Source organism: Meridianimaribacter sp. CL38 (assembly GCF_004328055.1).
Taxonomy (GTDB): domain Bacteria; phylum Bacteroidota; class Bacteroidia; order Flavobacteriales; family Flavobacteriaceae; genus Gaetbulibacter_B; species Gaetbulibacter_B jejuensis.
In genome coordinates, this window is sequence record NZ_QKWS01000001.1 from 165,528 (window position 1) to 180,512 (window position 14,985).

Here is a 14,985-nt window from a genome sequence, read left to right on the forward strand (position 1 = left end):
TTATGACACTAAAATTCAACAAAACATACTTTGCGTTTTTTACCTTACTTCTAGTAGTTGAAGTTGCTATTGCTATTTTCTTAAAAGAAGGTTTTATTCGTCACACTTTTGGCGATTATTTGGTGGTTATTTTAATGTATACATGTATTAAAAGTTTTAGTAATATAAAGCCACTTGCTGCTGCAGTTGGTGTATTACTTTTTGCTTTTAGTATTGAATTTTTGCAGCTCTTCAATTTGTTGGATGTCTTAAACTTAAGAGACAGTCACCTTGCAAAACTCATACTTGGTAGTACGTTTCACATTAGTGATTTAATAGCCTACACTCTTGGAGTCTTAACCATTTTATGTATTGAACATTTAAAAACATCAAAATCATGAACACCATAAAAAGCTTACTATTCAATCGTTTCAAACTTATTCTAATACTTACAGCTTCGTTAGGGTTAAGCATTGTTTTGTTAATGATTCGAGCTAAAATAACGCATTCCTTCTTCTTCCTATTTTTAGTATGGAATCTCTTTTTGGCTATCATTCCGTATGGTATCACAACCTATTTAAGCAGTATTTCTAAACCTAAAAAACTTGTGTTCGTATTTTGGTTTTTAGTTTGGTTGCTCTTTTTACCAAACGCACCTTATATTGTTACCGATTTATTGCACCTAAAAATAAGCTCAAACCCAATGCTGTGGCTAGACGTGTTACTAGTAACCTCATTTGCCTACAACGGTTTAATGCTTTTCTTTTTGTCTTTATCTGATATGGAAAAACTATTGCATCAGTATATCAACAAAAAGTACATTACATCAATACTGTTATTACTTTTCGGTCTTACTGCATTTGGCATTTATCTTGGTAGATTTTTACGCTATAATTCATGGGAAATCATACATCAACCTTCTGCAATATTTACTGATATTTTTGAAATCATTTTTAAACCCAATATTGAAGCTTGGGTATTTACAATAACCTTTGGTAGTTTTTTAGCGATTTCTTTTTGGATGCTGAAAGTTTTAAAAGAAAAAGCAACCGTTATTTAACTATTCCAAACCATCAACATAATCCTGAAGGTATTTAAAACGCTCAGTCAATTGACCATTTTCAGTAATTTTTGCACGTTGCAATACACCATCAGCATCGTTGTTGTAAAATGCAGGTATCACATGTTCTAAAAACATATCACCAAAACCTTCACTTGCATCTTTTGGCAACTCACAAGGTAAGTTATCAACTGCCATTACTGTTATTGCACCTTCGGCGTTATATGCTACTTCTTTTTCGGTTTGCGGATTATAACCGTAAAACGGATCTGCAATAGTAGAAGGCCTTATAGTTGAAGCCACTGGTCCATCAATATCGCAAGACACATCAGCAACTAGGTTAATTCTAAACGCTTTATGTTTAGCATCTTCTCTAGTGAATAAAAATGGTGCATTGTTACCATAAAAATGTCCAGCAATAAAGTAATCGGTTTGCTTAGCATAAGGCATAAAATTACTTTCATATCCTGATGGATCGTTGTAAAACTCATATTTATCACCAACCTTACCATCTTTACGTTTATTATACTCCATAACATCAACCATACAATATACTGGCTCTGTAAATTCTGAAGTTAAATACAATGCATCACTAACTTGTTTAATACCCAAATGGTCTAAAATTTCTTTAGCACCATAAGCTACTTTACCTGTACCAGATAACAGTATTTTTACAGTAGGAATTGTAATTTTATCCAACTCTGCTTTGACTTCATCTAAATCAGCAAGGGTTTCAACTTTTGGTAAATCAAATAAATTGTCTCTTAAACCCAAAGCTCTAAAACCGTTGTAAGCACCTACCAAACCTGCATAACGACCGAAACCAATTAAACGCGCATTATCTTCTCTAACAATAGTTTCATGGTCATATAGCTCTATATTTTTTTCTAAAATAGCTTTAAGCAATTTTCTATTATAAGGTTGTTTTTTTATGGTATGCGAAAAGAAAAAGTATTTTTTATTAGGAATTAAAGCCTCAATAGGCACTTCTTTTACACCTATCATCACATCACAATCAGACACGTCTTGAGACACATCAAACCCTTTTGAGGCATAATCCTTATCAGGAAAAACTCTAATATCTGAAGACTCTACCTTAAATTCTGATTTTGAAAACAAAGACTTTGCCTCAGCTAGTTTTTCTGGTGAAAATACAACACGTCTATCAGGTGGATTTTTACGTTCTTTAATGATTGCGAATTTCATATAAATAAGTATGTTATGATGATAACTGACAGTTTTGGTCAATTATAATATTGGTATAAAATTTGTACGAAAATAAGAGTAAAAGTAGGGTTATACAAACTTTTTAATAACTTTGCAAACTGTCTTTTTAAGACAATAAAGGGGTCGACTGGTTTTGACAGCGAGACTCATTAAACGGTAAGCACGTCGTGTAACGACCATGATACACGTAAAAGGCTAGGTCAACTTTTTAAACGGCGAGAATAACTACGCTTTAGCTGCTTAATCTGAATCATAGTAAGATCAGGCCTCGTCCTACAAGGTAGGAAAGCTAAATGTCTCCTGAAAGCCTTGGTTAATGGCGTTCTAATTAGAGGCATCGTAAAGATTAACTAAGATAGTGTAGCGCTTTGATGCACTTTCGAGATACAAAAGCTAAGTTGTAAGTAGGCTGTCTTTTGCCAGCTTACAATCGAAAAAACAATAACAGACTAAACGTGTAGAAAGCCCTTTGATAGCTTGTTTGGACGAGGGTTCGAGTCCCTCCGACTCCACAAAAAAGGACAATTTCATAGTGTTTTGAAATTGTCCTTTTCTATTTTTTACTTTCAGCTCTCTATATTTTTAACAAAACACTAAGTTCATTCAGTTTTCTTATCAGTAAAATCATTGTAATTTTACAAAGATGTTATTTATTAAACCATCAACTAACTATCCTATGAAAATTTTTGATATTAAAGACAAAGTAATTGTAATCACTGGTGGCTATGGTGTTCTTGGATCTAGTATTGCTAAACACATGATAAATTCTGGAGCCAAAGTTGTTATTTTAGGTCGCAACGAATCTAAAGCCAAGGACTTTGCTAAAGCACTATCCTCAACACACGCTATTGGTTTAAAAGCCGATGTTTTAGACAAAGAAAATCTTATTAGTGTAAAAGATTCCATTATAAAGACGTGGAAACAAATTGATGTTCTTATCAATGCTGCTGGCGGAAACATGCCTGGAGCCACATTAGCTCCAAACGAGTCGCTTTTTAATATTTCCGTTGAAGATTTCAGCAAAGTCACAGATCTTAATCTTATGGGAACCGTAATCCCTTCGTTAGTTTTTGGAGAACACATGTCTACTCAAGATAGTGGTTCAATTATTAATGTTTCATCTGTAGCTGTTGCACAAGCTTTAACTCGAGTTGTTGGTTATTCGGCATCAAAAGCTGCTATGGAAAACTTTACGCGCTGGATGGCCGTTGACATGGCTTTAAAATTTGGTGACAAATTAAGAGTCAATGCCATTATTCCAGGATTTTTTATTGCAGATCAAAACAGACGTTTATTAACCAATGATGATGGTTCTTTAACACAACGAGGTGAGACTATCATTAAAAACACACCTATGAAACGTTTTGGTGAAGCTAAGGAACTTAATGGAGCTGTACATTTACTAGCAAGTGAAGCTTCACGATTTATGACAGGATCAACTATTACAGTGGATGGTGGGTTTAACGCTTTTAGTGGTGTTTAAATAAAGTGTGTATTTTAAAAAATTCTAACTCATTTGAGGTTTTTCTTCTGATTAACCACATAAACATTCATCACCAAGCTTACAAGAATTAACAATATTCCTGAAACGCTCATAAAAGTATAACCTTCTTGAAACCAAATTACACCTACTAGCATTGTAAAAATAACCTCAATGTATTTTAAAGGTGCTACCAATCGTGTTTCAGACTGTTGCATTGCTTTGGTCATATAGACTTGTCCGTAGTAGCCCGTAACTCCTAAACTAATCAAGACCAACCACTCCCAACCTTGAGGCGTTATCCAATAATTAATGCAAAGAATTCCACTAACCACAAAAGACATAGTCATAAAATAATTGACAACCACAATAGGATGATCTTTATTTCCAATTTGTCTTATAACAACAAACACTAAACCAGTAAAAACCGCAGAAATAATAGCCATCAAAAATCCCAATCCAATCATGCTTAAGTCAAATCCCTTTAGCATTAAAACACCTACAAATGCAGATATAAAAAACAACCACTGCAAAGGTTTTATACGCTCTTTTAAAATGAATAAGGCAAAAATTGCAGCAAATATTGGAGCTACATATCGAATGGAAACTGCAGTTCCTGCTGGTAATAATTTTAAGGATGAAAAAAACAAGGTCATTGCAATTAATCCGCAAGCACTTCTTAATAATAAAAGTTTTACTTTATTGCCAACAATTGAAATGTTATGTTTAATCAGAAATGGATATGTAAAAAAAAGCGATCCTAAAGCCCTAAAACACACAATTTGATACACGTTGAATTTCCCAAGATACTTCACACCAACATTTAGCAATGTAAATGCCAATGCACTAATAATCATAAATTGGATGGCTTTTCTCAAAAAAGTATTTTAATTATGCTTTGAAGTTGTAAAAGTATGGGATAACAACCACTTTTCACAAGTAAAAGTCCAAAATTGACTTGTATATTTACGTCCCAAGCCAAAACCATGTCCACCTTTTTCATAAATATGAAGTTCAGCAGGTACTTGATGTTTTTTTAAAGCCATATAATATCTTAAGCTATTTTCTACAGGAACCGATTTGTCATCCGTTGCATGAACTATAAATGTCATTGGTGTATGCTCATCAACTTGTAATTCGTTTGAGAATTGCTGCATACGTTCAAAAGAAGGACTTTCACCTAACAGATTCGTTTTGGAACCTTGATGCGTAACGCTATCATCCATTGAGATGACTGGATAAATTAAGATTGAGAAATCAGGTTTAGCACTTGTATTATCGTGCTTATAGACACCTAAATCATATTGTGTTGACAAAGTAGCAGCTAAATGACCTCCAGCAGAGAACCCTAAAACACCTACTTTACTAGGATCAATATTCAATGCTGCAGCATGACGTCTTACATAACGCATAGCTTCTTGCGCATCTTGTAAAGGCCCAACAGATTTATTTTTCATAATACTATCTGAAGGCAATCTGTACTTCAACACAATAGCAGTAACACCAAGCGTATTTAACCATTCAGCAACTTTAAAACCTTCTTTATCCATAGACAAATGACGATAACCACCTCCTGGACAAATCACAATTGCTGTACCATTAGGTTTTTTAGGTTTATAAATTGTAAGCGTTGGTTTTACAACTTTTTGGATTTTTACTAAAACACCATTATCTAAAACGGGTTTCTCTTGGTAATTTGAGTTATTAATAGCATCAGGAATATCGTTTTCCCACAATGCAACCGTTGTTTGAGAATGCATCGCAACAGAAACTAATATCAGCAACAAGACACCTATTGTTTTTTTCATAATCGATTTAATTTACTGCACTTGGAACAGTTTGTTTTTCTCCAATCACAACTTCATTAAACCGAACATTTTTAGTGTTAGTCAAGGTCATTCCGTTTTTTGCCGATTTGATTGTGATATGATCCAACCAAACATCTTCAACTTTAAGTTTGGGATAGCCTTCAATGACGATTGCAGTATTTGAAATTTCACCAAAGCTTACATTGGAAATATAAATATTTGATATTTTGGACGGAAAGAATCCGCTACCTTCTCCATGGTAGTTTAATGTCACATAAATAGCGTCTTCAGCATCTAAAAACTGAGTGTTTTCTACGTAAATATTTCGGATAAAACCACCTCTATCTGAATTGGTTTTAAGATAAATACCACGTTTCACATAATCGACGGCCTTATTATCGTATGCGTATACATTTTCTACACCAGCAGACATTTCACTACCAATTACAATGGCATGCAAGCCTTTAAAATTATTGTTTCTGATAATGATATTTTTTGAAGGCATTTCGGAAGTATTTCGACCATCATTGTCCCTTCCTGCTTTAATGGCAATATTATCATCAGCATTGTTGAAGGTTACATTTTCAATAAGCACGTTTTTAGACTGCTCAATATCCAATCCGTCATTGTTTTTATTATGCGCATCATACCGAATTCCGCGTAGCGTAACACTTTCACTTTTCAGTAAATGCACACACCAAAATGGTGCATCTTCAACTTTGATATCTTCAATTAAAATGTGTTTCGAATTCACAAACTGAACCAGTTGTGGTCTAAGAAAAAATCCACCACCAAAAACACGATCTTCAACAGGCAATTCCTTGTGATTCATATCGCGACTCACCTGCTTTCCTTTTGCTTCTTTAGGTTTCCATGCGCTCCACAATGAGTGACCTTCGCCATCAATAGTACCTTTTCCAGTTATCGCCACGTTATTGACGTTGTAACCATAAATCATCGGACTGTAATTGTACAGCGTCGTACCTTCCCAACTTGTTAAAACCATGGGGTAATCTTTAGGGTTTGTTCCAAAAACCAAAGTAGCACCTTCCTCCAAATGTAATCTTACATGACTTACAAAGTGAATTGGACCATTAATTTTATAAATACCCTTCGGAACGACAATCGTACCTCCATTTTGTTTTGAACATACTTTCATTGCCTTGTCAAAAGCGGATTTACAATCTTTGACGCCATCACCTTTAGCGCCAAAATCAGTAATTTGTACTGTATATTCAGGAATTGTTGGCAGAAGAATTTGACGTTCAATACTTGCAACTATTGAATCTCTATTGTATTGCTCCTGAGCCTTGATGTGAACAGTAATCAAAAACAGAATAAGACATACGAAACGTTTCATAAATTACTGTTTGAAAAAAGTTGTGCTTTCTGGAAGGTTATCCTGAAGTGCTTGTACTGCTAATTTTGCCACTTCAGTTGCTCCTAAAACTGATAAATGTGTATTGTCTTCTTTACCTTCGGGATAATATGGAATTTCATTAGGCGCATAATGCAGGTGCAATTTCTTAGAGTCTTCAACACCATACGACTCTTCCAACTGTTCGGTTAAATACTGTAAATCAACAAGTGGTACATTATATTCTTTAGCTACCATTCGAACTACCAAAGGATACACATCATGTGTATCTACCAAGGTTGAATCTTCATTGAAATTTCGTCGAACAATAGACGTAAACAGTACTGGGTTTGCGTCTTTGGCTCTAGTGTCTTCAACAAACTTTATAAGGTTATTTCGGTAGGCTGTAAACGGATTGGTAAAGCGTTTAGGCGCATTCTTTTTTTGGTCGTTATGCCCAAATTGAATAAACACATAATCCCCTTTTTTCAATTTTACATAAACTGAATCCCAACGTTTTTCATCAATAAAACTTCGCGTACTACGACCATTAACCGCGTGATTTTCCAAAGTAACATTATCGTTTAAAAATTGAGGCAACATTTGACACCAACCACGTTCTGGGTTGTCTTCAGGATTTGGTTTGTTAGACATTGTGGAATCGCCAATGCTATAAATTGTAATAGGGTTTTGTGCAACCTCAACCTTTTCCTTTTCAACCTGCTCATTGCACGACTGAAAAAGTACAATGAGTAAAATAAGTGCAAATTTATAATGCTTCATACCATTCTTTTTCTGAACTGTCTTTATGATTTCCTAATACATTTTTCAATGTATATTTTTTTGCTTCCTTCTTAGATAATTGATGTGACCAATCCACACGTTCCTTAGGTTGAAAGCCTTTTCCTTTATTACTATATTCTGCATAGAAAGCTGTTTTTTCAGCTTCAGGTTTTGACCAATTATGCCAACCTATTGGCAAGATATGCTCTCCTAATTCGCAATCTATAAAAACAGTTTGCGCATACAATCGCCATGGTCTTCCAAGATACACTTCATCAACGTCTTCACTTGCAGTAAGCTTACAGTTTTTAAATACATAACCAAATGCAGCATCTTGTGGTGTAGAGGCAGCAGTAACATAGGAATTCTTTTTACTGTGAATATGGCAATTATCAAAAAACGCTGTTGCACTTCCGAAGATAAAATCGGTTGTCCCTTCAATATAACAATCCTTGAAATACTGCTTTCCTTTTCCTGATGCATACAAAGTATCTTGGTTACCCAAAAGATTACAATTAGCAACAACAACTTCATCAGAAAATATAGACAAAGCCACAGCTTGCCCAACTTCACCTGAAGAATTTTCAATGGTGAGATTTTTCAAAATTACATTATTAGCTTCAACTAAAAGTGTGTAGGTGTGAAAAGTACTATTTCTCCCTAAGCCCATTTTATTAAAATAATCATCATAAGTAATGACCGTTTGTTCTTTGCTCTCTCCAACTAAAGCTAGGTTTTCATTCCACTCATAAATTTTTATTTTCTCTTTGTAAACTCCATTTTTGATAAAAATTGTAATACGCTCATACGGAAAAGCCTTAGTGTTATTGATAGCTTCAACAATACTTGTATAATCTCCGCTTCCATCTTGTGCCACGACAATTTTCATAGGGTTTTTGGGAGACTTTTGTGATTGTAAATCATATTTTTTCTTCCACTCAGGATATTGGTCCAATACAGCTTGTGGTTTATTAGTGTACCATGCATAACCATTTCTACGTTCTTCTCCTATTTCGGCAAGTGTACTTTTTTTAATTCCATCTCTATCGCAAAAAAATGGAGTATTATCATCAAGTTCCATAAAACGAGCCCAAATAGCAGGTGCTTTTTCATCAGGCACCATCCTTTTATCAACTATTTTACCAACATCATCATAAACCCTGTCTTTTCTTAAACCTGTAATTTTTGTTTTTTCAAACCAATTCACAGCACTATTCACTGCATTGATAATTTCATTGGAAGGGTTTTCAACTGACATAAGAAGTAGAACTACATTAGCAGATTCGGCTCCACTTAACGAAGGTAGTTCATAAGCTCTTGCTTTAGCAGGTTGCAATGTGTTTTCATCATGTTGCGCACACCAAGACGTTAAAACTCCGTTTTGTTTGTATTGGGTTTTTAAAATACAATCAATGCCTCTATGATAAGCAAGATTTACTTTTTCGAGTTGAGATTTTTCAAGAGTGATTGAATAAAATCCTGTGTTTAACTTTAATTCGCTTAAAAGCTTCATCACATTATACATTGCATCATCATTGTACGTAATATGTGTATAGTATCCTTTTTTTAATGGATAAAATTGTGGCCAACCTCCATTGTCATACTGTGCTTCCAAAATATAACCTAAACCTTTTAAAAAAGCTGCTTTATAGGTTTCATCTTGGGTTTGCCTAAACATTTTTGATAAAAAAAGCATTTCTTGTATAGTAGCTCCATTATCTATTGTAGCATTATCACCTACCGATTTTAAGTTTAATAGCTCTTGCTTTTCTTTTTCTGAAAGTGGCTTGTGCATTTGTATGTTTTTTGGCCAACCTCCAACATCTCTTTGATACAGTAATACATTTTGAGCTACTTCCTTGGCTTCATCTGTAGCAAACCAAGAAGCCTCTTTACCGTAGATAATATGCCTCCAAGATTTATCGTGTACCTGAGACTGAACATTAAGAGTAATTAATGCTATTAAAATTACTAAGTATGTTTTCATTTATAAGTGCTTGTATTTTTAACTATTATTTCTGAATTAATTATCTATAAATCTATAATTCGCCTTTCAGTATTACTCTTTAAAGCAGCTTCAATAATTTCAATGACTGCTTTACCTTCTTCTGCCGAAACTGGTAATGGTTTATCATTTCTTATGGATTCGTAAATTTTATCGTAGAAGACCATGTAATTACCAGCTTCTGAAGTAATATATTCTTTAACAGAAACATTTTCTTTTTGAGTGTGTAGCAAACCTTGTTCCGAAGCAGGCTCAATTCCACAGTTTTTTACATCTGGTGAAATGCCTCTTTGAAGTTCAGCTTCCTGAACATCTGCTTTTGATTTTAAAAACGAGCCTTTTTTACCATGAATAACATAAGATGGAATAGGCTGCTTAACAAAATAACTTGATTTTAAAGTTACCTTATGATTGCTATAAAAAAGTTTTACATCAAAATAGTCTGCTACTTTAGATTGTTCTCTAAAACTATCTATGTTAGCAAAAACAGCTTTGGGTTTTCCAAACAACACTAAAGCTTGATCAATGATATGTGAACCTAAATCATAAAGGCTTCCTACGCCTTCGGTTGGTGTTTCTTTATGAACTTTATAACTCAACTCAGGATCAAATCTATCATAATGAAATTCTGCTTCAACAATATCTCCAAGTGTATTATTGTCTACAATTTTTTTCACTGTTAAAAAGTCGCTATCCCATCTTCTATTATGAAACACAGCCATTTTAACATTATTAACCTTTGCTAATTGTATCAATTCATCTGCTTCTTCAGCACTAGTTGTAAAAGGCTTTTCAACCACAAGGTGCTTGCCTGATTGAATAATCTGTTTTGCAAAATTATAGTGAGTAATATTTGGCGTATTTAAAATAACCAATTCAATATTATCATCTTTTAAAAGAGACTCGAGAGTTCTAAATGTTTTTATTTTAGAGTACTTTTCTTGCGCAAGGTTTTTAGTCCGCTCTAAAACTCCATAAAGATTAAACCCCTTGTTCGTGTTCACAAAAGGCGCATGAAATAAAAGCCCACTCATCCCAAATGAACAAAGGGCTGTATTGATTGGTTTCATTTATCGCTTAAATTATATTTTTTAATTACCAGGTATTTTAATTCAGTGTCTCCAACATTTCTAATACCATGCAATGAGTTAGGTGGACAATAAAAGCTAGTATAAGGGCCAGCAACTACAGTTTCTCCATTTAGAAAAAATTCAGCTGTACCTTCCAAGACAAAAAAGAACTCATCTTCTTCATGTTTATGTGGCTCATGTGTTGCCTTGTGTGGTTCTACAACACTTAATTTTAATGTTCTACCATCAAGAAATTCTTTATCAGCAAACCAATATTGATAACCAACTTTTGTACTCTGTGAATTCTCTACATTTAAAGTATTAACACATTGCTCTATGGTCAACTCTTTATTCGAGTTATTTTGAGCAAAAAACGTAGTATTTAAAGCTAAAGCAACAACTAAAAAAGCACTTATTCTTTTCATATTTTCTTGATAGAATTAAGATAGTAAAATGAAGTTTTGAACCACCAATATAATATTCATAAAAACTGTAATCGATTGCATAAATATATTTATTAATTTATCAAATGCAAAGTTGTGATCATTAATTAACATTTTACAGAAGAAAGATAATGTACTAAACTACAGTAAACATAAAACATTTAAAACCTCAGATGAAGCCAAATAAAACGACTGATTTATAACAACGTACAAATGATGAAATAAAAAATCACAACTATAAATTACCTATACAAAAACAGCATGAAAACCAAACTAACAATCGATTACATAATTATTGTCTTTTAATAAAATATAAACCTAAATCAAGCATTAATTTAATTCGTTAACGAAGAAAACAGAACATACTAGTTAATAATCCGCAATTTTTAGTGCAAAAAATTAGCATATTAAAAAAATAGGAGTGAATTATTTGCGTATTTAAAAAATAATGATAAATTTGTGCAATCGATTACATTTAATACTAACTAAACTAACAGTTTTCATGTGTAACATTTTAATAGATTTTTTGTTTTTCAAATCTAAGAAAGGAAAAACATCAAGGTTTTATTCTATAAAACCTTTTTCGTTAATGCTATTCGCATTTTTTGTATTTAGTAGCACATTTACTTATGCTCAAAATAGCACAGTAAATGGAACAGTAACTGCAGAGGATATGGGAGGTCCTCTTCCTGGTGTAACAGTTCAAGTAAAAGGAACCTCAACAGGAGCAGTAACCGATTTTGATGGAAATTATTCAATAAGTGTTAGTGGCTCTAATGCTATTTTGGTATTTTCTTATGTTGGCTACGTAACTCAAGAAGTCAGTGTATCAGGAAAAAGCACTGTTAACGTAGTCCTTAAACCAAGCCTTGAAGCTTTGGATGAAGTAATTGTTGTTGGTTATGGAACTGCAAGAAAATCTGATTTAACAGGCTCAGTAGTATCTATAGGTGGTGATGATTTAAAAGAGCAAGGTATATCTAACGTAGCTGAAACACTTACTGGTCGTTTAGCTGGTGTTCAGGTTTTATCTACCGAAGGTTCGCCTGATGCAGAAATAAACATTAGAGTACGAGGAGCTGGTTCGCTAACGCAAGATAGTTCTCCATTAGTAATTGTTGATGGTTTCCCTATCAATAGTTTAAGTGATATTTCTCCTACTGATATTGAAACTATAAGTGTACTTAAAGATGCTTCTTCTACAGCTATATATGGTTCTAGAGGTGCTAATGGAGTTGTTATCATAACAACAAAAAGTGGTAAAGAAGGAAAAATATCTGTAAATTATAACATGTTCTATGGTATTAAAAAACTAGCTAATACTATTGATGTTTTATCGCCTGAAGATTATGTTAAATGGCAATATGAATATGCTTTATTAGATGAGCAACCAGAATCTTACGAAACCTACTTCGGTTTATATGATGACTATGATCAATATATAGGAATGAGAGGAAACAACTGGCAAAAACAGATATACGGAGAAACTGGTGAGGTTCAAAGTCGTGATTTATCAATTAGAGGTGGATCAGAAAAAATTAACTATAACTTCAATTACGCTTTATATGATGAAAAAACAATTATGGTTGGTTCAGACTTTAAGAGAACTAACCTTTCATTAGCATTAAAAAGTGAAGTGAGTGAAAAAGTAGATTTATCTTTTACTTTTAGATATTCAGACACCGAAATTAATGGAGGTGGAGCAAACGAACAAAATGAAATATCATCTGCTGACGCAAGACTTAGGCACAGTGTTGGGTACTCACCTATTCCTCTTCCTGGGTTAACTACTACAAATACTGATGAAGCACTATCTAGTTATTTAGTAAATCCTTATGTTGCTGTAGATGACAACCAACGTTTACAATTGAGAAAAAACTTTAATATGTTAGGTAGCTTCTCTTGGAAAATCTTAGACAATCTTAAATTTCAATCAGATTTAGGTTTAAACACTAGAGATGATTTAGACTACCGTTTTTACGGAAGATCAACATATTACGCAAACAACAGACCTGCAGCAGAAAACCAAGGCTTACCTGCAATACTATCTAGAGACAGAAAAAGAGAAAGCTTTAGAAATGCAAATACTTTAAACTATGATTTCAAAAACATACTAGGTGATGATCATGGTTTAAAACTATTAGTAGGACAAGAAATGATTGTCTCTAAAGACAATAGAGTAACTAGCGAAATACAAGGGTTTCCTGCTGATTTCAATTTTCAAACAGCTCTTAATCTAACAACTCAAGGTACACCTTTATCTGTAGATAACTTTTACAGTCCTGATGACAAGTTGTTATCATTCTTTGGTCGTTTAAATTACGATTACAAAAACCGTTACCTTTTAACCGCTACTTATCGTATTGATGGTTCAAGTAAATTCTTAGGAAACAACAAATGGGGTTACTTCCCTTCTGCTGCTGTAGCATGGAAAATATCGGAAGAAGATTTTCTTAAAGATGTTGATTGGTTAAGCACTCTTAAACTTAGACTAAGTTACGGACAAGCTGGTAACAATAACATTCCTGCAGGACAAACAGTACAAAACTTTGAATCATCAACTACTTCATATTTAAATGATATTGATAACTATTGGTCTGCTTCAAATATTTTAGCAAACCCTAGTTTAAAATGGGAAACTACTATATCTCAAAATATTGGTGTAGACTTTAGCTTATTTAGAGGAAGAGTAACTGGTGCTTTTGAAGCTTATAAAAACATTACTGAAGACCTTTTAATTAGATTCCCAACTCCTGGAACTGGTTATGATAGCCAATATAGAAATATGGGAGAAATCCAAAATACTGGTATTGAAGCTTCTCTAAGTGTAATTGCTATAGACAAAGAAGACTATGGCTTAGACTTTTCATTCAATATTGGGATGAACAAAAACCGTATCAATTCTTTAGGTATTATGGAAGATTTTGGTGATAACACTAATTGGGCTTCTACACAAATAGGTAATGACTATGTTGTACAAGTTGGACAACCTGTTGGTATAATGTATGGTTACCAAAGTGATGGTCGCTATGAAGTTTCTGACTTCAGTTATGACTCAAGTACTGGTACTTACACTTTATTAGATGGTGTTGCTGATAATAGCGCAGTAATAGGCAACGTAATGCCTGGAAGCATGAAATTAAAAGATATTGATGGTGATGGAATTGTTGATGTAAATGACCAGACTATTATAGGTAATGCCAACCCTAAACATACAGGTGGTATGTCATTAAATGCTCGTGCTTATGGTTTTGACCTTACTGCTGCTTTTAACTGGAGTGTTGGAAATGATATTTATAATGCAAATAAAATCGAGTTTAATACCTCTAACCAAAATGGTCAATATAGAAACCTAAGCACTATAATGGCTGATGGGAACAGATGGACTAACCTTGACCCTTCAACAGGACAACTAGTAACAGACCCTGCTCAATTAGAAGCTTTAAATGCTAATACTACAATGTGGTCTCCATTTATGCAAAACTTTGTATTTAGTGACTGGGCTGTTGAAGATGGTTCATTTTTAAGACTAAACACATTAACATTAGGTTATACTTTACCAGAATCTATAGTATCACAAATAGGTGTTACCAAATTAAGATTTTACGCTACTGCTAATAATGTTTTCGTTATTACAAACTATTCTGGTCTTGATCCTGAGGTGTCTACAAGAAGAAGAACGCCTCTTACACCTGGAGTAGATTATTCTCCATACCCTAGAAGTAGACAATTACTTTTTGGATTAAACCTTAATTTCTAAATTAAACATTTTT

At 33.5% G+C, this 14,985-nt stretch carries 12 protein-coding genes and 1 other RNA gene; 5 read left to right on the plus strand and 8 right to left on the minus strand.

The window, feature by feature from the left end; genetic code table 11:
- Nucleotides 1-2 precede the first annotated feature (2 nt).
- Both DMZ43_RS00835 and DMZ43_RS00840 read left to right on the plus strand, forming a co-directional pair.
- Nucleotides 3-380, plus strand: coding sequence for a DUF2809 domain-containing protein (locus DMZ43_RS00835; RefSeq protein WP_131505812.1), 378 nt, complete (start codon nucleotides 3-5; stop codon nucleotides 378-380).
- Nucleotides 377-1,039: a DUF1361 domain-containing protein gene (locus DMZ43_RS00840; RefSeq protein ID WP_131505813.1), complete on the plus strand. Its 663-nt coding sequence runs from the start codon at nucleotides 377-379 to the stop codon at nucleotides 1,037-1,039. The genes DMZ43_RS00835 and DMZ43_RS00840 overlap by 4 nt, the downstream gene beginning before the upstream one ends.
- On the opposite strand, the gene DMZ43_RS00845 is transcribed toward DMZ43_RS00840, so the two are convergent.
- Complete coding sequence (locus DMZ43_RS00845; protein WP_131505814.1) at nucleotides 1,040-2,245, minus strand: NAD(P)-dependent oxidoreductase; 1,206 nt, start codon at nucleotides 2,243-2,245, stop codon at nucleotides 1,040-1,042. It lies immediately after the preceding gene.
- 140 nt (nucleotides 2,246-2,385) lie between these two features.
- Between DMZ43_RS00845 and ssrA the strand changes: the two genes are divergently transcribed.
- Nucleotides 2,386-2,781, plus strand: a transfer-messenger RNA (tmRNA) gene (ssrA, locus tag DMZ43_RS00850).
- A gap of 161 nt (nucleotides 2,782-2,942) precedes the next feature.
- Nucleotides 2,943-3,749, plus strand: a complete 807-nt coding sequence (locus DMZ43_RS00855) for an SDR family oxidoreductase (protein WP_131505815.1) — start codon at nucleotides 2,943-2,945, stop codon at nucleotides 3,747-3,749.
- 29 nt (nucleotides 3,750-3,778) lie between these two features.
- On the opposite strand, the gene DMZ43_RS00860 is transcribed toward DMZ43_RS00855, so the two are convergent.
- From DMZ43_RS00860 to DMZ43_RS00890, 7 genes are read right to left on the minus strand one after another with little or no spacing between them, the layout of a single operon-like run.
- Complete coding sequence (locus tag DMZ43_RS00860; protein WP_370450249.1) at nucleotides 3,779-4,624, minus strand: DMT family transporter; 846 nt, start codon at nucleotides 4,622-4,624, stop codon at nucleotides 3,779-3,781.
- A gap of 9 nt (nucleotides 4,625-4,633) precedes the next feature.
- On the minus strand, nucleotides 4,634-5,554 hold the full coding sequence (locus DMZ43_RS00865; protein ID WP_131505816.1) for an alpha/beta hydrolase: 921 nt from the start codon (nucleotides 5,552-5,554) through the stop codon (nucleotides 4,634-4,636).
- Nucleotides 5,555-5,561: 7 nt separating this feature from the next.
- Complete coding sequence (locus tag DMZ43_RS00870) at nucleotides 5,562-6,914, minus strand: glycoside hydrolase family 28 protein (protein WP_131505817.1); 1,353 nt, start codon at nucleotides 6,912-6,914, stop codon at nucleotides 5,562-5,564.
- A gap of 3 nt (nucleotides 6,915-6,917) precedes the next feature.
- A complete protein-coding gene (locus DMZ43_RS00875; protein WP_131505818.1) occupies nucleotides 6,918-7,694 on the minus strand; it encodes a rhamnogalacturonan acetylesterase in 777 nt (258 codons plus the stop codon).
- Nucleotides 7,681-9,681 (minus strand): pectate lyase, encoded by a 2,001-nt coding sequence (pelA, locus tag DMZ43_RS00880; protein WP_131505819.1) that lies wholly within the window; start codon nucleotides 9,679-9,681, stop codon nucleotides 7,681-7,683. Before pelA ends, DMZ43_RS00875 begins: the two co-directional genes overlap by 14 nt.
- Before the next feature lie 44 nt (nucleotides 9,682-9,725).
- Nucleotides 9,726-10,769, minus strand: a complete 1,044-nt coding sequence (locus DMZ43_RS00885; RefSeq protein WP_131505820.1) for a Gfo/Idh/MocA family oxidoreductase — start codon at nucleotides 10,767-10,769, stop codon at nucleotides 9,726-9,728.
- The gene (locus DMZ43_RS00890) at nucleotides 10,766-11,194 is read right to left on the minus strand and encodes a cupin domain-containing protein (protein ID WP_131505821.1); all 429 of its coding nucleotides are present in this window, start codon (nucleotides 11,192-11,194) and stop codon (nucleotides 10,766-10,768) included. Before DMZ43_RS00890 ends, DMZ43_RS00885 begins: the two co-directional genes overlap by 4 nt.
- 607 nt (nucleotides 11,195-11,801) lie before the next feature.
- On the opposite strand from DMZ43_RS00890, the gene DMZ43_RS00895 reads away from it, so the two are divergent.
- Nucleotides 11,802-14,972: a TonB-dependent receptor gene (locus DMZ43_RS00895; RefSeq protein ID WP_131505822.1), complete on the plus strand. Its 3,171-nt coding sequence runs from the start codon at nucleotides 11,802-11,804 to the stop codon at nucleotides 14,970-14,972.
- Nucleotides 14,973-14,985 lie beyond the last annotated feature (13 nt).